The organism is Kitasatospora sp. NPDC022856, assembly GCF_055561235.1.
Genome location: NZ_JBVHHE010000014.1, coordinates 187,050 through 204,759, shown reverse-complemented (window position 1 = coordinate 204,759; position 17,710 = coordinate 187,050). Strand labels below are relative to the sequence as shown.

Genomic DNA, 17,710 nt, shown 5'->3' with positions numbered 1-17,710 from the left:
CTGTCCATAAACCGGTTAGGTGAAGTTTGTGGGCCCAGTCGAGCGATGAAGTCCCTGCTTGAGATGGCAATCGAGTCTGCGGGAGCGCGCTGATCGTTGACGACGAGCGTGGAGTTAAGTGCCTTTCCTTTACCGGTTCGCCAGCTGCGGTCGATCACCGGTGTGCGGCAGGCCGCCTGCTGAGCCGCACCGGCGCGCCACCTCCGACCGCTGGGGTGCGACCGGAGTCGGCGGCGGTCGCGCCGAGGCGGCCGCCGGTGCGTCCGGCTACGGCGCTCGTCGAGTTAACCGCTTCACTCCGAGGGGCGCCATTGTGGTCACCGGCTCGCTTTCAACCGCTGGTTAACCGGTTGCCCCGAGCATGCCGGGGCGGCTTCTGCGGACGGCCGGGCCCGTAGTAGCTTGGGGGCAAGGTCTGCCCAAGCCGTCCAGAAGGGTCCTCGTGGATCAGGTGTCCCCGCAGCAGCGTCCGGCCGGGCGACGGCCGACGATCGCCGACATCGCCAAGATCGTCGGCGTGTCGAAGGTCTCCGTCTCGAACGCGCTCAACGGTCAGCCGGGCGTCTCGGAGGCGACCCGGGCCCGGATCGCGGAGGTCGCCGAGGAGATCGGGTTCGTGCGCAACAGCGCCGCCCGGGCGCTGAGCGGGGCGAAGTCATCGGCGGTGGGTCTGGCGCTGGCGCGGCCGGCCCGGATGCTGGGGACCGAGCCGTTCTTCATGGAGCTGATCGGTGGGATCGAGAACGTCCTGTCCGACGCCTCCTATTCGCTGGCGCTCCAGGTGGTCTCCGACCACGAACGCGGACTGGAGGCGTACCGGCGCTGGTGGGGCGAGCGGCAGATCGACGGTGCGATTCTGGTGGACCTGCGGGAGGACGACGCGCGGGTGCCGGCCCTGGAGGAGCTCGGCCTGCCGACGGTCGTCATCGGTCACCCGTCCGGCTCGGGTGGCCTGACCCCGGTGTGGTCCGACGACGCCGCGGCGATCCGCGAGACGCTGGAGTACCTCGCGGCGCTGGGCCATCACCGGGTCGGCCGGGTCGCCGGGCTCACCGGCCTGGTGCACACCTCACTGCGTGACGTGGCCTTCACCACCGTGTGCCAGGAGTTGGGGCTGGAGGCCGCGCCGGTCGTCCACACCGACTACACCGGCGTGGAGGGTGCGCGGGCGACGCGGCGTCTGCTGCTCACCCCCGACCGGCCCACCGCGATCCTGTACGACAACGACATCATGGCCGTGGCCGGCCTGTCGGTCGCGCAGGAGATCGGACTCCAGGTGCCCGGGGACCTGTCGATCGTCGCCTGGGACGACTCCCCACTCGTCCAGGTGGTACGGCCCGCGCTGACCGCGTTGACCCGGGACATCCACGCCTACGGCGCGCACGCCGCCCGGACCCTGCTGGCGCTGATCTCGGGGCAGAAGAGCGGCGGTTACGAAGACACCGCCCCGCAGCTGACACCCCGCGGAAGCACTGCCGCACCACCCCTCCCAGCGGCCCGGCACTGAGGACGGGCAGGGCTCACGGCCGGCGCGGCGGCGGGCCGGTGGTACCGCGCGGGACCAGGACGGGCGTACCGGAAATGCGGGAATCGGCCCGTCCGGTGTCCAGCAGTTCGAGCAGGCACCGCGCGATCTCGGAGCCGAACGCGAACGGGTCGTGGCTGAGGGCGGACAGTCCGGGTCTGGTGATCTGGCACAGGTCGGAGTCGTCCCAGGCGACGAGCGACACGTCCTCGGGGACCCGCAGGCCCAACTCGGCGGCGACAGCCAGGCCGGCCACGGCCATGATGTCGTTGTCGTAGACGATCGCGGTCGGCCGATCGGCGGTAAGCAGTTCCCGGGTGGCTCTGGCGCCCTGGTGCGCGGACAGGTCGGTGGGCACGTGGCGGTGGTCCTGGAGAGACAGTTCGACGGCGACGTCCTCGAACGCCCGCGAGCGGACCAGCGCGCTGCCGAGCCTGGCCGGGCCCGTGATGTGCGCGATCCGGCGGTGCCCCAGGACGGCGAGGTAGCGCACGGCCTCCGTGATCGCCGCCGCCTCGTCCATCCAGACCGCCGGAAAGGGCCCGCTGTGGTCGGGGTGGGTGACGGCGACCACCGGCATGCCCAGACGGTGGGTCGGCTCGATCCGGGGGTCGTCCGCGGTCACCCCGGTCAGCACCGCTCCGTTGACCTGGCCGGACTGCCACCACTGCTTGTAGAGGGCGATCTCCATCTCCCTGCTGGCGGTGAGGCGGAGCAGCAGGGAGCAGGGGCGTTCCGACAGGACGTTCTCGATGCCGCCGATGAGCGCCATGTGGAGGGCGTCGAGACCCTCGGCCACGGCTTCGCGGCTGATCGCCATGCCGATGGTGTGCACCCGGGGGCCGCGGGCCAGTGAACGGGCGGCGAGATTGGGGGACCAGCCGAGTTCGCGGGCGGCTTCGGTGATGCGGCGGCGGGTCTCCTGCGAGACGCCGGGCCGGTCGTTGAGGGCGAGCGAGACGGCGCCGGCGGAGACCCCGGCGCGGGCGGCGACGTCTCGGATCGTCACCCGGTGCTGCATGCTGTTCCCCTCCGACGGCTGGTGGCCCGGCGACGCGCGTGCACGCGTTCCCGGTACATCCTGTCAGGTCGTCCGGCCGGCGGACCGCCGCGTGCCCGCGGCTCATCTCGCGGGCGGCGGGGCCTTCTCCGCCGATCCCCGGGCGGTCGGGCGGGTGGGGATCCGGGTCCGGAGGGCAGGGACGACGCGGGACGGCTCCGTCGTCCCGCGGGTCGGCGCCGTCGTCCCGCGGGCCGGTGGGAAGGCCAAGGGCGTCAGCGGTGGGCGGGCAGGGCTGGGAGGGCGAGGGCGGCGGCGCCGACCAGGCCGGCGTCGGTGCCCAGGTGCGCGGGCACCAGGCTCGGTCCGCGGGCGAAGGACAGGGTGGCGTACGAGGCGAGGTGGCGGGTGAGCGGGTCGAAGAGGACGGAGCCGGCCCTGGCCACGCCGCCGCCGATCACCGCGGCCTCGATCTCGACGAGGGTGGCGGTGGCGGCGATCCCGGCAGCCAGCGCCAGGGCGGCGCGGTCGTAGGCGGTCAGGGCGAGCGGGTCGCCGGCCCGGGCGGCGACGGCGACCGCGCCTGCGGTGGCGACGCCGTCCGGGCCTGGCCGCCAGCCGAGTTCTGCGGCGGTGCGGGCGATGGCGGTGCCGGAGGCCAGTCCTTCGAGGCAGCCGCGGGAGCCGCAGGGGCAGGGGCGGCCCCGGTAGTCGATGCTGATGTGGCCGAGGTGCCCGGCGTTGCCGGTGGCGCCGGTGTACAGGCGGCCGTCGAGCACCAGCCCGGCGCCCACGCCGGTGGAGACCACCAGGCACAGTGCGTTGCGGAAGGGGCGGGCGGCGCCGCGCCAGTGTTCGGCCGCGGTCATGGCGACGGCGTCGCCGCCGACTACGACCGGAAGGCCGCGGACGGCGGGGTGCTCGGCGGCCTCGGAGCGCAGCGGGAAACCGCGCCAGCCGGGCAGGTTGACCGGGCTGACGGTGCCGGCGGCGATGTCGACGGGGCCGGCGCTGCCGATGCCGAGGGCCCGGACGTGCTGCCAGTCGGGGAGGCGGGCGAGGTCGTCGAGGACGTGGTCGACGGCGGCCATCAGCTCGTGCCGGTCACCGTCGGCGGGGGTGGGCACCTGGAGCTGGTGGAGCAGTGCGCCGTCGGTGTCGACCAGGCCGCCCGCGATCTTGGTGCCACCGATGTCGATAGCCGCGATCAGCGGTCCCGCGAGGGCGCCGCCCGGGGCCGGCCCAACAGGTCCGGGTGTCGTCGCGGGAGCGGCCATGTCGTAACTCATTGTAACTTCTCCGCATGTGTGGCAGGGGGTGCCGTAGCGCTGGACGGGGCGCCGCCGGGGCGATCCCGGTGATTCTGATCCACCGCGACAACGTTGTCCAGCGCCCCGCCGGTCGCGATCGGGCATCAAGGACGATTCGATATCTTGTTAGGCAATGTTTTAGTAAAGAGCGCCTTGATTGGACACAGAACTCGTGGATAGCAATGTTGACCGCTCTATGGACATGACGGCGAAGTGACGTCTACGTTAAGCGTCCAGCAGCCAGGGAGACCGGCCAGGCCTGCTGGGTGTTGCCTCCCCCCGTGTCACAGGACGATCAGCACGAAGGATGAGCGAGATGCGAAGAGGATGGGCGGCCGTCGCGGCCGCGACCACGGTGGTGCTCACGGCGTGTAGCAGCAATGGCGGCGACGGCGCTTCCTCGGCCCCGACGGTCAACGCCGACCCGGCCAAGGTGTCGGGCTCGATCACGGTCCTGACGAACCGCACGGACCAGCTCGGCGAGGGCGTCCTGGACAAGTACGCCGCCGAGTTCAAGAAGGTCTACCCGAACGTCAGGGTGAAGTTCGAGGGGATGAAGGACTACGAGGGCGAAGTCAAGATCCGCATGAACACCGAGAACTACGGTGACGTGCTGCCGATCCCCTCGGACCTGTCGATCACCCAGTTCCCCCACTTCTTCTCGCCGTTGGGCGAGGCCGCCGAGCTGTCGAAGCAGTACCAGTGGACCGACTACTCGACGGTGGCCGGCAAGGTCTACGGCATCGCCAACTACGGCACGGTGACCGGCTTCGTCTACAACAAGAAGGTCTGGGCGGACGCCGGCGTCACCGAGTGGCCGAAGACGCCGGAGGAGTTCGTCACCGCGTTGAAGGCCCTCAAGGCCAAGGGCGCCGCCACCCCGTACTACACCAACTACCACGACGGCTGGCCGCTGCGGCAGTGGACCGACGCGGTCAGCTCCCCGAGCTGCGACCCCGGGGCCAAGGACGCCATGGCCACCACTCCGCTGCCGTGGACCGGCGGCAACGACATCTTCACCATCGACAGCCTGCTGTACTCGGTCGTCCACGAGAAGCTCTCCGAGGAGGACCCGACCACCACCAACTGGGACAACTCGAAGGTCCTGCTGGCCACCGGCAAGGTCGGGTCGATGTACCTCGGCTCCTGGTCCATCTCGCAGGTGCGCGATGCCGCCTCCAAGGCCGGCGCGAACCCGGACGACATCGGCTACATGCCCTTCCCCTCGACGACCGGCACTCCGTGCACCGTCCTGCAGCCGGACTACAAGTACGCGATCAACAAGCACTCCAAGAACCAGGAAGCGGCCCGGGCCTGGATCGACTGGTTCGTCAACAAGTCCGGTGCCGCTCAGAACGAGCAGGGCATCTCCTCCGTCAAGGGCACCGAACTCCCCAGCGCGCTCAAGCCCTTCATCGAGAAGGGCGTGCGGATGATCAGCCAGAACCAGGAGAAGCTGGCCGCGGTCAAGAAGATCGACAAGGGCGCGGAGATCAACCTGGACGCCCCGGACTACCGGCAGAAGCTGGTCGACATCGCCCGCGGCGCCGCCGCCGGCGACCAGAAGAGCTACTTCGCCGAGCTCAACAAGAAGTGGTCCGAGTCGCAGAAGACGGTCGGCTGACCCACGGGCCCGAGCGGCGCGGCCCGGGCCCATCCGCTCTGACACCGGGGCCGGGCCGTGCCGCTCACCGGACGCCAGGACCTACGAAGGAACGAAGATGACTGCACTGCAGAGGGACCGGGGCACCGGAAAGCCCCCCGCGCGGACCACCCTCGCCGCCGCCCCGGCCGACCGGGGCCGCGGCGCCCGGCGCAAGGGTGTCCGGGACCGCGTCGCCCGGCGCGAGGGCGTCCGCAGGCACTGGTGGTTCACCCCGTGGCTCTACCTGCTGGTGCCGCTCGGGCTGCTGGTGACCTTCACCTACCTGCCGATCGGCGACATGATCGGCTACAGCTTCACCGACTGGGACGGCATCAGCCCGGAGAAGAACAACGTCGGATTCGAGAACTACACCGACCTGTTCACCCGCCCCGAGCTGTTCAAGGTGTTCCTGGTCAGCGGCGTCTACCTGATCGCCGCGGTGGTGCAGATCTGCCTGGCGCTCTACTTCGCCACCGTGCTGAGCTTCGACACCAGGTTCCGGAACTTCTTCAAGGGCATCCTCTTCTTCCCGTACCTGATCAACGGCGTCGCGATCGGCTTCGTCTTCCTCTACTTCTTCCGGCCGCACGGCACCCTGGACTCCCTGCTCGCGCTCCTCGGTGTCCACGGCGAGCACCTCTGGATGGGTGACCCGGACCTGGTCAACACGTCGCTGGCCGGCGTGTCGGTGTGGCGCTACACCGGCCTGAACCTGGTGCTGTTCCTCGGCGCCATCCAGTCCATCCCGCCCCACCTCTACGAAGCGGCCGCGCTCGACGGCGCCAACCGCTGGCAGCAGTTCCGCCACATCATCGCGCCCGGCATCAAGCCCGTCATCAGTCTCAGCGCGATCCTCGCCGTCTCCGGCTCGCTGGCCGTCTTCGAGATCCCCTACATCATGACCGGCGGCGCCAACGGCTCGCAGACCTTCGTCATCCAGAGCATCAACATGGCCTTCAAGTTCGACAAGTACGGCCTCGCCTCGGCCAGCGCCGTCGTCCTGCTCGTCCTGATCCTGCTCGTCACCTGGATCCAGCGCCGCCTGGTGCCGGAGGAGAGGGTGGAACTGTCGTGACCACCGACCCCGTCACCCCCGCGCGGCACCCCCGCGCCGCGGGGAGGATCCACGCCCGGTCCGCCGCCGCCGGCGGCGCCAAGTACCTCTCCCTGGTCCTGGCCGGCGCCGTCGTGCTGATCCCGCTCGTGGTGATCATGTTCACCGCGCTGAAGACCCGTCAGGAGGCCCTCGACACCGGCCCGCTCGACCTGCCGGGCAACTGGCTCAACTTCGAGAACTTCCACATCGCCTTCACCCAGGGCAAGATGCTGCCCGCCTTCCTCAACACCACCTTCATCCTGCTGGTCTCGGTGACCGGCACGGTGGTCATCGGCTCGATGACCGCCTACGCCATCGACCGCTTCGACTTCCGGCTGAAGAAGCTCGTCATGGCGCTCTTCCTGCTGGCGAGCCTGGTGCCCAGCGTCACCACCCAAGTGGCGACCTTCCAGATCATCGACAACCTGGGCGCGTTCAACACCCGCTGGGCGCCGATCCTGCTCTACCTCGGCACCGACATCGTCTCGATCTACATCTTCCTGCAGTTCATCCGCTCCATCCCGGTCTCCCTCGACGAAGCCGCCCGCCTCGACGGTGCCAACAGCTTCACGATCTACTGGCGGATCATCCTGCCGATGCTCAAGCCCGCCATCGCCACCGTGGTGATCGTCAAGGGCGTGACCGTCTACAACGACTTCTTCATCCCCTTCCTCTACATGCCCTCCAGCGACCTGGGCACCATCTCCACCTCACTGTTCCGGTTCCAGGGACCGTTCGGCGTCAACTGGGAGATCATCTCCGCCGGCACCATCCTGGTCATCCTGCCCACGCTGGTGGTCTTCCTCGCCCTCCAGCGCCTGATCTACGCCGGCTTCGCCGCCGGCTCCAGCAAGTGAACCGGCTCCCCAGGGCGACGGTCCGGCGGCACCGCACCCGCGCCGCGGTGCCGCCGGCCTGGAACCCCGCCCGGAACCCGGCCCGGAACCCGGCCCGGAACCCGGCCCGGCACCCTGCCCGGAGCACTGCCAGGAGGGCACGGCGATGAGCGTACGCGTCACCATCCGCGACGTCGCCGCCCGCGCGGGTGTCTCCGCCGGCGCCGTATCACTGGCCCTCAACGACAGGCCCGGGGTGTCCGCGCCCACCCGGCAGCGGATCCGGGCCGCCGCCGACGAACTCGGCTGGGTACCCGACCGAGCCGCCCGCAGCCTGGCCCGGCGCGCCCCCGGCAGCGAGACCGTCGGACTGGTCCTCGCCCGCCCGGCACACCAACTCGGCCTGGAACCCTTCTACATGGAGTTCATCTCCGGTATCGAGAGCGTCCTGGCGGAGCGCTCGGCGACCCTGCTGCTGCGCCTGGTGCGCGATCGCGAGCAGGAGATCGCCGTGCACCGCACCTGGTGGCGCGCCCGCCGCGTCGGCGGCGCCGTCCTGGTCGACCTCACCGAGGCCGACCCGCGTGTCCCGGCGGTAGCCGCGCTCGGCCTGCCCGCCGTGGCGGCCGGCCACCCGACGCTCGCCGGCGGGGCGCTGGCCGCCGTCTGGACCGACGACTGCGCCGCCGTCGAGGACGCTGTCCGCTACCTGGCGATGCTCGGCCACCGCCGGCTGGCCCGGGTCGGCGGCGACCCGGCACTCGGCCACAGCGCCATTCGTACCCGGGCGCTGGAGGCCGTCGCCGAACAGCTCGGCCTGGAGCCGCCGCGCAGCCTGCCCACCGACTTCTCCGGCCGGGCCGGCGCCCGGGCCACCCGGATGCTGCTGGCCTCCGCCGACCGCCCCACCGCGATCATCTACGACAACGACATCATGGCCGTGGCCGGCATCGCCGTCGCCGCCGAACTCGGCCTCCGGGTACCCACCGACCTGTCGCTGATCGCCTGGGACGACTCCCAGCTGTGCCGGCTCACCCACCCCCCGCTGTCCGCGATGAGCCACGACGTCCACGGCTACGGAGCCCTTGTCGCCCGCACCCTGTTCGACGTCATCGAGCACCGGCGACCGCCCACCGGGCCGGCCTCCACCCCTGTCCTGGTGCCGCGCGGCAGCAGCGGGCCACCGGCCCGCTGACCCCCTCCCACAGACTCCCGACCCGTCCCCGACTCCTCGTGAGGGTGAGGAAGCCCGGGGACGGGTCGGGGCCCACGCACACCGGAGCACCGACATGACCGCCGACCTGCTCACCACTCCCATCCGCCACTACACCTGGGGGTCCACCACCGCGCTCGCCGAACTGACGGGCCGCCGGCCCACCGGCGTGCCCGAGGCCGAGCTGTGGATGGGTGCCCACCCCGGCGCTCCCGCCCGGATCGACCGCGGCCACGGCAGCGAAGGCCTGGACACCGTCATCACCCGGGATCCGCAGCACGAGCTCGGCGGCCGGGTGGCCGGCCGCTTCGGACCCCGCCTGCCCTTCCTGCTGAAGCTGCTGGCCGCCGACCACGCCCTCTCCGTGCAGGTCCACCCGACGACCGCCCAGGCGGTGGCCGGGTACGACGGGGAACAGGCCGCCGGCATCCCGCTGGACGCCCCGCACCGGATCTACCGCGACCGCCATCACAAGCCCGAACTGATCTGCGCACTGAGCGACTTCGAGGCACTCTGCGGCTTCCGCGACCCGCGGGTCACCGCCGCGCTCTGGGAGCGGCTGGCACTGCCGGTACTGGACCCCTGGATCCGGCAGCTGCGTACCGCCCCCGCTGACCAGGCCCTGCGCACCGTGCTGACCGGCGCACTCGCCGAGGACCGGACCAGGGGAGAGCGGGCCGCCGCCGAACTCCCCTCCGCCCTGGCGGACCTGGCCTCCGGTGCCGACCCGGACGCGGCCGTCTGGGCCGCCTACCGGGGCGCCGCCCTCGACCACCCCGGCGACCCGGGGATCCTCGCCGCGATGCTCCTCAACCACGTGCGGCTGGGCCCGGGCCAGGCCCTCTACCTGGACGCCGGTGTTCCGCACGCCTACCTGCACGGCCTCGGCGTCGAGATCATGGCCAACTCCGACAACGTGCTGCGCTGCGGCCTCACCCCCAAGCACGTCGACACCGCCGGGCTGGCCGCCGTGGTCGACTTCCGTCCCACCGCGCCGCAGCACGTCCCCGCCGTCCCCGTCGGGCCCGAGGAGCTCGAGTTCCTCACCCCCGCCGAGGAGTTCAGCCTCTCCCGGATCGAACTCGGAGCACCCCTGCGGATCGTGGACGACGGACCGCAGATCCTGCTCTGCGTCCGCGGCACCGCCCGGGTCGGCGACGGGCCCGCCCTCGGACCCGGCCGGTCCGCCTACCTGCCCGCTGCCGGCGGACCCGTCCGGCTGGACGGTGACGCCACCCTGTTCCGCGCGAAGGTCCCGCGGGCCCGCTGACCGAACCCTCACGCCCCCAGGCTCCATCCCACCCGCCGCTTGTCCGGAGGAGACCCGTGAACGACCAGCCCCGCACCACCGCCCGCCGCACCCTGCTCGGCGCCGTCGCCCTCGGCGTCGCCGCCACCCCGCTGCTCGGCGGCGCCGCCTCCGCCACCACTGGCGCCGGCCAGGACGACGAGCAGCGGCAGGGCCGCGGCAGCGAGGGCGGCGCAAGGCGCTCGTTCGTCACCGCCGGAAACGGTGAACTGCGCTTGAACGGAGAGAAGTTCCGCTTCGGCGGCACCAACTGCTACTACCTGCACCAGCAGTCCCACTACATGATCGACGCCGTGCTGAACGACGCCGCCGCGATGGGCCTGACCGTGATCCGCGCCTGGGCCTTCGCCGACGGCGACGGGCACTCCCACCGAGCCCTCCAGCCCAAGCCGTTCCAGTACGACGAGGCCGCCTTCGACAGCCTCGACTACGCCGTCCACAAGGCCGGCCGGCTCGGTCTCCGTCTGGTCCTCCCGCTGGTCAACAACTGGCCCGACTACGGCGGCATGCGCCAGTACGTCTCCTGGTTCCTCGACCTGCCCGACGACTCCTACGGCGACGGCACCCACCACGACCGCTTCTACACCGACGCCACCTGCAAGAAGGCCTACCGGGCCTGGGCCAAGCACGTCATCGGGCGCCGCAACCGCTACACCGGTCTGCGCTACGACGACGACCCCACCGTGATGGCCTGGGAGCTCGCCAACGAGCCGCGCTGCCGCAGTGACAAGTCCGGCGCCACTCTCCTCGGCTGGGCCCGCGAGATGAGCGACTACGTCAAGGCCCTGGCCCCCCGCCAGCTCCTCGCCGTCGGCGACGAGGGCTTCTACGGCGAGCCCGGCCACGCGGACTATCCCTACTCCGACTACGAGGGCAGCGACTGGCGCAAGCTCACCGCCCTGCCCGCCGTCGACTACGGGACCGTGCACGTCTACCCGCAGAACTGGGGGGAGACCAGCGGCTCCAAGCACGGCGCCAACGCCACCGCATGGGGTACCCGCTGGATCACCGACCATCTCGCCGACGGCCGCGAGCTCCGCAAACCCGTCGTCGTCGAGGAGTTCGGCCTGCAGATCGACCCGGCCCGCGACATCCCCGACGCCGCGACCCGCGACGCCGCCTATCGCGTCTGGACCGACGCCGCACTCGCGAACGGCGCGGCCGGCGACCGGTTCTGGCTGCTCACCTCCCGCGTCGACGACGGCTCCTTCTACCCCGACCACGACGGCCACCGGGTGATGTGGAACAACGACCCGGCCAACCCCACCCGTGCCGGCGCGCAGCTCTTCGCAGCCCATGCGAAGGCGATGGCCGCGGCGGGCTGACCCACTGACCGTCCGCCGCCCGGTGACCGTCAGCCCGGGCGGCGGGCCCTCCGGGAGGAGTCCCGCATGCACCCCCGCACCACCGTCCTCTTCCAGGGCGACAGCATCACCGAGGCCGGCCGCGACCGCGGCTGCTCCGGAGACCTCGGCCACGGCTACGCCGCGCTGGCCGCCGCCGGGCTCCCCGGTACCCCGGTGGTGCTCAACCGGGGCGTGGGCGGCGACCGCCTCGCGGACCTGCGCGAGCGCTGGCCGGCGGACACCCTCGCCCACCGGCCCGGGCTGGTCTCCGTCCTGATCGGCGTCAACGACACCTGGCGCCGCCAGGACCGGGGCCTGCCGAGCCCGGTCGACCGGTGGGAGCGGGACTACCACCGGCTGCTCGGAGACCTGTCCGGGCACTGCGCTCCCCGACTGGTGCTGATCGAGCCGTTCCTGCTGCCCGTGCGGGAGGAGCAGTGGGGCTGGCGGGCCGACCTCGACGCCCGGATCCAGGCCGTCCGCCGCCTCGCCGCCGCGCACGACGCGGGTCTGCTGGCCGCCGACGGCTTGCTCAACCAGGCCGCCCGGACGGCGGGCGATCCCGCCCTGATCGCGGCCGACGGCGTGCACCCCACCCCACTCGGCCACCGCCTGCTGGCCGACGCGTGGCTCGCCCTGGTGAGCGCCCCGAAGGCCTGACGCCCCATCACCGGCAGGCCGTTCGCGAACGACTGGAGGGCGATGACGGCGTCGACGCGTACCCGCGCGTTGGTCGAGGCCATCGACTCCAGGCCCCCACAAACGATTTGAGGAGTCTCAATGGACAAGCCGCAGAGCCGCAGAGCGCTCACGACGGTCGGAGCAGCACTCGCAGCCGCCTTCGGGTTGCTGTTCGGGGTGTTCGGGTTCGCCCCGGGCGGTGCCCAGGCCGCCGGTACCGGCATCCACGTCAGTAACGGCCGCGTCTACGAGGCCAACGGGAGCCAGTTCGTGATGCGAGGGGTCAACCACGCGTACACCTGGTACCCCACCCGGACCACCGCCATCGCCGACATCGCGGGCAGGGGCGCCAACACCGTCCGCGTCGTGCTCAGCAACGGTGACCGCTGGACCCGCACCGGCTCCGCCCAGCTCGCCACCCTGATCGACCAGTGCAAGCGCGCCAAGGTGATCTGCGTGCTGGAGGTCCACGACGCCACCGGCTACGGCGAGGACGGCGCCGCCACCACGCTCGACCGGGCCGCCCAGTTCTGGGTGGACAACAAGAGCGTCCTCGCCGGCCAGGAGGCCTACGTCGTCGTCAACATCGCCAACGAACCCTGGGGCAACAGCGGTTACGCCGCCTGGACCGCCGCCACCAAGAGCGCGATCAGCAGGATCCGCGCCGCCGGCCTCCACCACGCCCTGATGGTCGACGGGCCGAACTGGGGCCAGGACTGGTCCCACACGATGCGCGACAACGCCGGCTCGGTCTTCCAGTCCGACCCCGACCGCAACACGATCTTCTCGATCCACATGTACGGCGTCTACGACACCGCCGCCGAGGTCCAGTCCTACCTCGGCGCCTACGTCAACGCCGGACTGCCCATCGTGGTCGGTGAGTTCGGCGCCAACCACAGCGACGGCAACCCCGACGAGGACGCCATCATGGCCACCGCCCAGTCCCTCTCGGTCGGCTACATCGGCTGGTCCTGGAGCGGCAACGGCGGCGGCGTCGAGTACCTCGACCTGGTCGACGGCTTCGACACGAACTCGCCGACCGCCTGGGGCAAGCGGTTCTTCGACGGAGCCAACGGCATCGCCGCCACCGCCCGCCCCGCCACGATCTACGACCGGCCCGGCCAGTCGCCCTCGCCGTCCCCGCTGCCGACCAGGGCGCCGAACGGCTACCCGTACTGCGTGAGCGCTTCCTCCGACCCCGACGGTGACGGGTGGGGCTGGGAGAACAGCGCCTCCTGCGTGGTCCGCGGCGGCCGGGCCGACACCGGCAGTACCCCGTCCCCGCTGCCGACCAGGGCGCCGAACGGCTACCCGTACTGCGTGAGCGCTTCCTCCGACCCCGATGGTGACGGGTGGGGCTGGGAGAACAGCGCCTCCTGCGTGGTCCGCGGCGGCCGGGCCGACCTCTGACCGGCCGCCGTTGGTCCGCGCACGGCGACTCCGGGCGGCAGGTCGAGCTTCCGGAACGGGCGTCCGGCCGGGGCGGGGACGCCTGGGTGCGCGGGGCCGTTCAGGCGGCGATCGTCAGGTCCGCGCGGCCGAACAGCAGTGCGTAGCCGCGGGGCAGGTGGGTGAGGAGGCGGTCGGTGAGCCGGTCGTCGGCGAGGTCGCCGAGGGCGGCCAGGACGGAGGAGGTGTCCCAGCGGGCGGCGGTGAGGCTGGTGCCCAGGTTGCGGGCGACGGCTTCGACGAAGGCGGGGGCGGTGACCGGTTCGGGAAGGGGGATCTGGGCGGCGAAGAGGGCGCGGGCCCGCTCGGGAAGCGCCGCAGCGAGGTCGCAGCGTTCCTCGCCGGTGAGCTGGGAGCCGAGGACGGTGAGGACCGCGGTGAGGACGCGCTCGGCTTCCTCGTCGGTGGTGTAGCGGCCCAGGGCGCGGACCTGCTGGATCAGGTGGCGGTGCCGGGTCATGACGGTGGCCTTCCGGGGGAGAGGGGCCCGCGCGGTGCGGGACGTGTCATCAGGAGCGGTGCCGTGGTGCGGGGCGGCCGAGGAGGAGGTCGTAGCGGGGTCTTCCGGGCCGCCCCGCGGGGGAGGGGCGGGGCGGCCCGGAACGGCTCCAGGGTGCGGGTCAGGCCTGGATCTGCTTCGGGGTGCCGCTGTGGCCGATGGCGATCTTGCGGGGCTTGGCCTTCTCGGCGACCGGGATCCTCAGGGTCAGCACGCCGGCGTCGTAGTCGGCGCTGATCCCGGCCGGGTCGAGGGTGTCCGAGAGCATCACCTGGCGGGAGAAGATCCCGAGCGGGCGCTCGGACAGCTCCCACTTCACGTCGTCGCCCTCGGGGCGGGGACGGCGCTCGGCCTTGACGGTGAGCATGTTCCGCTCGACGTCGATGTCGATCGCGTCCGGGCTCACACCCGGCAGGTCGAAGCACATCACGTACTCGTCGCCGGTGCGGTAGGCGTCCAGCGGCATCGGGGTCGGACGCGACCAGGTGCCGGTCGTGTTCAGGAACTGCTGGGTCAGACGGTCCAGTTCGCGGAACGGGTCGGTGCGCATCAGCATCGCGAAACACCTCCAGAAGGATCAGGGGGCCAGTGCGCTTCACCTGACACCTTTGTAGCGCGTCATCCATCCGATGACAAGCTCTGGCGTCGCCGTTAGAGTGACGGCAGCGGGAAGCCCCTGGGACGCTCGTCAGCCGGCCAGCCACCAGGCGGTGCTGTCGGCTGCCAGCAGCACCTCGCCGGGGTGCTCGGTGACCGGTGGTTCGGCCGAGCAGAGCAGGAGGGCGCCGAGTCCGCCGTCGGTGACGCGGGCCGGCGCGCCGGTGGTGTTGACGGCGCAGACCACGGCGCCCTGGTCGCTGTCGCGCCGGAACGCGAGCACCCCGGGTGCCAGGTCCAGCCATTCGACGGACCGGCCGGCGCCGAGCGCGGGAAGGGTCCGGCGCAGGCGCAGCGCGCTGCGGTACAGCTCCAGGACGGATCGCGGATCGCCGGTCTGCGCCTCGACGCTGAGGTCGGCCCACTCGGGGGGCTGGGGCAGCCAGGAGGGGCCGCCGGGCACGGGGCCGAAGCCGTACGGGGCCCGGGTGCCGGACCAGGGGAGCGGGACCCGGCAGCCGTCGCGCATGCCGTGGCCGCCGTCGGCGCGGTGGAAGGCCGGGTCCCGGCGGACCTCGTCGGGGATGTCGGTGACCTCGGGGAGGCCCAGCTCCTCACCCTGGTAGAGGTACGCGGAGCCGGGGAGCGCGAGCATCAGCAGCGCGGCGGCCCGGGCCCGGCGCAGGCCGCGGGCCGGGTCGCCCTGCGCGTACCGGGTGGCGTGCCGGATGACGTCGTGGTTCGAGAGCGTCCAGGTGGTGGGGGCGTCCACGGTGCCCATGGCGGCCAAGGACGTCGTGATCAGTTCGCGCAGCCGGACGTCGTCCCAGGGCGCGTTCATGAACTTGAAGTTGAAGGCCTGGTGGAGCTCGCCGGGGCGGACGTAGCGGGCGGTGCGGTCCAGTGTCCGGGTCCAGGCCTCCGCCACCGCGATCCGCTGGCCCGGGTACTCCTCCAGCAGGGCGCGCCACGAGCGGTAGATCTCGTGGACGCCGTCCTGGTCGAAGTACGGTACCGACGTTTCGCCGAGGAGGCCGAGCTGTTCGTAGCGCCCGAGGTCGGGCAGGCCCGGGGCCTTGACCAGGCCGTGCGCGACGTCGACCCGGAATCCGTCCACGCCGAGGTCCAGCCAGAACCGCAGGATGGACCGGAACTCGTCCTGGACGGCGGTGGAGTCCCAGTTGAGGTCGGGCTGTTGGGCGGCGAAGAGGTGCAGGTACCACTCGCCCGGGGTGCCGTCGGGTTCGGTGATCCTCGTCCAGGCGGGGCCGCCGAACAGGGAGATCCAGTCGTTCGGCGGCTCCTCGCCGCCGGGCCCGCGGCCGGGGCGGAAGTGGAACCGGGACCGCAGCGGGGAGCCGGCGCCCTCGCGCCGTGCCCGCAGGAACCACGGGTGCTGGTCCGAGCAGTGGTTGGGGACCACGTCGACGATCACCCGCAGGCCGAGGGCGTGCGCGTCGGTGATCAGCGCGTCGGCGTCGCCGACCGTGCCGTACACCGGGTCGACGGCGCGGTAGTCCGCCACGTCGTATCCGCCGTCGGCCTGCGGTGAGGTGTAGAACGGCGAGATCCAGAGCGCGTCGACACCCAGCTCCCGCAGGTGGCCCAGACGGTCGCGGATTCCGTTCAGGTCCCCGCAGCCGTCGCCGTCGCTGTCGGCGAAGCTGCGCGGATAGACCTGGTAGATGACGGCGTCCTCCCACCAGTCCGAACGTGTGCGTGCGGGGGCCGGCGCCGTCATGGGTGCGGTCATCTGAGGACTCCTCGGGTGGCGGAGCCTCGATGCTCGCACCGGCCCCAAGCCTCTGCAAGAGATTGCTGCAAGTTTCTGAAGATCCTTGCCATGTCTGGCTATCAACTGTTTAACTCTGGCCCGTTACCGCAGTTGACGACACGTCCGGTCAGGGACCGGCCGATCCGAGGAGTGTTGTGGCGGAGCAGACAGCATGGGCCGGGCACGGGGTGCTGGCCGACGACGGGGGCTTCGCGCTCCGTGCACCGGAGGGGACTTCGTACCGCGTCGACCTCACCGACGGCGTGTTCGCACCGGGGAACCCGCTGCTGGCCGAGTACTGCGAAGGGCGCCGGGTGATCGCCTTCCTCGGCCCGTCCGTGGACCGGCTCTACGGCGCACAGCTACGCCGCTACCTGGCCGAGCGTCTGGCGCCCGGCAGTTGGAGCGTGGTGGTGATCGGCGGCGGCGAGGCACAGAAGACCATGGACTCCGTCGAGCGGATCTGCGCGGAGGCCAAGGCCGCCGGGCTGGACCGGCGCGGCGTGATGATCGCCGTCGGCGGCGGCGTCACCTGCGACACGGTGGGCTTCGCGGCGGCCGTCTACTGCCGGGGCGTGCGCTACATCAAGGTCAACACCACCCTGGTGGGCCAGGTCGACGTCGGCGTCGGCGTCAAGACCGGGGTCAACGCCCTCGGCACCAAGAACATGCTCGGGTCGTACCACCCGGCGCACGCGTCGATCAACGATCCGGCGTTCCTCCGGACCTTGCCCGCGCGCCAGATCCGTTGCGGGCTGGGGGAGATCGCCAAGATGGCGATCATCAAGGACGCGCAGCTGTTCCGCGCCCTGGAGGAGTGCCCGGAGGTCTTCCGGCAGCCCTGCCCGCCCCCCTCGTGGCTGGCCGCCGAGGGTGGGCGCGGCGTCGAGGACTACGTACTGCGCACCTCCATGGCGCTGATGATGGAGGAGCTCTGCCCGAACCTCCGCGAGCACGACCTGGCGCGGCTGGTCGACTTCGGGCACACCTTCGGGCCGGTGATCGAGACGGCCAGCGACTACCGGATCGCCCACGGCGAGTCGGTGGCCGTCGACATGGCGATCTCCAGCGAACTCGCCCGCGTGCTCGGCGTGATCGGCGCCGAGGACTGCGAGCGGATCGTCCGCCTGATCTCCCGACTCGGCCTTCCGGTGCACGACCCGCGGACCTGCACGCCCGAGCTGATGCAGCGGGCCCTGAGAGCGTCCTGGGAGCGGCGCGGGCGCCGGCTGCACCTGGTGGTGCCCGACGGCATCGGCTCCGCGGTCTTCGTCGACGACCTGGAGGACATCCCGGCCGCCGCGCTGGAGGAGGCGCTGGACGCCCTGGCCGTCCGCCCGGGAACCCTCCCCGGTCCGCTCGCCGTCGCGCACTGAACCCGGCCCGCCGACGGGCGACCCGTCCGCCCCGTCCCCGACAGGAGCCCGCAC

At 71.8% G+C, this 17,710-nt stretch carries 15 protein-coding genes; 10 read left to right on the top strand and 5 right to left on the bottom strand.

All coding sequences use genetic code 11. The features are described from left to right. Positions 1-451: 451 nt before the first annotated feature. Positions 452-1,507: a LacI family DNA-binding transcriptional regulator gene (locus tag ACZ34W_RS19805; protein ID WP_465605847.1), complete on the top strand. Its 1,056-nt coding sequence runs from the start codon at positions 452-454 to the stop codon at positions 1,505-1,507. 13 nt (positions 1,508-1,520) lie between these two features. On the opposite strand, the gene ACZ34W_RS19800 is transcribed toward ACZ34W_RS19805, so the two are convergent. Together ACZ34W_RS19800 and ACZ34W_RS19795 are read right to left on the bottom strand one after the other, a co-directional pair. Then, a complete protein-coding gene (locus ACZ34W_RS19800) occupies positions 1,521-2,546 on the bottom strand; it encodes a LacI family DNA-binding transcriptional regulator (RefSeq protein WP_465605770.1) in 1,026 nt (341 codons plus the stop codon). A 254-nt stretch (positions 2,547-2,800) separates the two neighbouring features. Then, complete coding sequence (locus tag ACZ34W_RS19795) at positions 2,801-3,814, bottom strand: ROK family protein (protein ID WP_465605768.1); 1,014 nt, start codon at positions 3,812-3,814, stop codon at positions 2,801-2,803. 337 nt (positions 3,815-4,151) lie between these two features. On the opposite strand from ACZ34W_RS19795, the gene ACZ34W_RS19790 reads away from it, so the two are divergent. The 8 genes from ACZ34W_RS19790 (at position 4,152) to ACZ34W_RS19755 (ending at position 13,371) form a co-directional block, all read left to right on the top strand. Beyond that, a complete protein-coding gene (locus tag ACZ34W_RS19790; protein ID WP_465605766.1) occupies positions 4,152-5,459 on the top strand; it encodes an ABC transporter substrate-binding protein in 1,308 nt (435 codons plus the stop codon). Between the two features lie 97 nt (positions 5,460-5,556). After that, positions 5,557-6,555, top strand: a complete 999-nt coding sequence (locus ACZ34W_RS19785; protein WP_465605764.1) for a carbohydrate ABC transporter permease — start codon at positions 5,557-5,559, stop codon at positions 6,553-6,555. Beyond that, the gene (locus tag ACZ34W_RS19780; protein WP_465605762.1) at positions 6,552-7,433 is read left to right on the top strand and encodes a carbohydrate ABC transporter permease; all 882 of its coding nucleotides are present in this window, start codon (positions 6,552-6,554) and stop codon (positions 7,431-7,433) included. Before ACZ34W_RS19785 ends, ACZ34W_RS19780 begins: the two co-directional genes overlap by 4 nt. Positions 7,434-7,578: 145 nt before the next feature. After that, positions 7,579-8,607, top strand: a complete 1,029-nt coding sequence (locus ACZ34W_RS19775; RefSeq protein ID WP_465605760.1) for a LacI family DNA-binding transcriptional regulator — start codon at positions 7,579-7,581, stop codon at positions 8,605-8,607. Between the two features lie 94 nt (positions 8,608-8,701). Further along, positions 8,702-9,895, top strand: a complete 1,194-nt coding sequence (manA, locus tag ACZ34W_RS19770) for a mannose-6-phosphate isomerase, class I (RefSeq protein WP_465605758.1) — start codon at positions 8,702-8,704, stop codon at positions 9,893-9,895. Positions 9,896-9,951: 56 nt separating this feature from the next. Beyond that, on the top strand, positions 9,952-11,259 hold the full coding sequence (locus ACZ34W_RS19765; protein ID WP_465605756.1) for a glycoside hydrolase 5 family protein: 1,308 nt from the start codon (positions 9,952-9,954) through the stop codon (positions 11,257-11,259). Between the two features lie 66 nt (positions 11,260-11,325). Continuing rightward, entirely contained in the window at positions 11,326-11,940 is a 615-nt protein-coding gene (locus tag ACZ34W_RS19760; RefSeq protein WP_465605754.1) for an SGNH/GDSL hydrolase family protein, read from the top strand. A gap of 120 nt (positions 11,941-12,060) precedes the next feature. Beyond that, positions 12,061-13,371, top strand: coding sequence for a cellulase family glycosylhydrolase (locus ACZ34W_RS19755; RefSeq protein ID WP_465605752.1), 1,311 nt, complete (start codon positions 12,061-12,063; stop codon positions 13,369-13,371). A 100-nt stretch (positions 13,372-13,471) separates the two neighbouring features. On the opposite strand, the gene ACZ34W_RS19750 is transcribed toward ACZ34W_RS19755, so the two are convergent. From ACZ34W_RS19750 to ACZ34W_RS19740, 3 genes are all read right to left on the bottom strand, one after another. Beyond that, positions 13,472-13,870, bottom strand: a complete 399-nt coding sequence (locus ACZ34W_RS19750) for a DUF2267 domain-containing protein (RefSeq protein ID WP_329485298.1) — start codon at positions 13,868-13,870, stop codon at positions 13,472-13,474. Between the two features lie 160 nt (positions 13,871-14,030). Beyond that, positions 14,031-14,465, bottom strand: coding sequence for an Hsp20/alpha crystallin family protein (locus tag ACZ34W_RS19745; protein ID WP_359835810.1), 435 nt, complete (start codon positions 14,463-14,465; stop codon positions 14,031-14,033). Between the two features lie 132 nt (positions 14,466-14,597). Beyond that, a complete protein-coding gene (locus ACZ34W_RS19740) occupies positions 14,598-16,259 on the bottom strand; it encodes a glycoside hydrolase family 13 protein (RefSeq protein ID WP_465605749.1) in 1,662 nt (553 codons plus the stop codon). 176 nt (positions 16,260-16,435) lie between these two features. Here ACZ34W_RS19740 and ACZ34W_RS19735 point away from each other — a divergent pair, with 176 nt between their 5' ends. After that, complete coding sequence (locus tag ACZ34W_RS19735) at positions 16,436-17,656, top strand: sedoheptulose 7-phosphate cyclase (RefSeq protein ID WP_465605747.1); 1,221 nt, start codon at positions 16,436-16,438, stop codon at positions 17,654-17,656. Positions 17,657-17,710 lie beyond the last annotated feature (54 nt).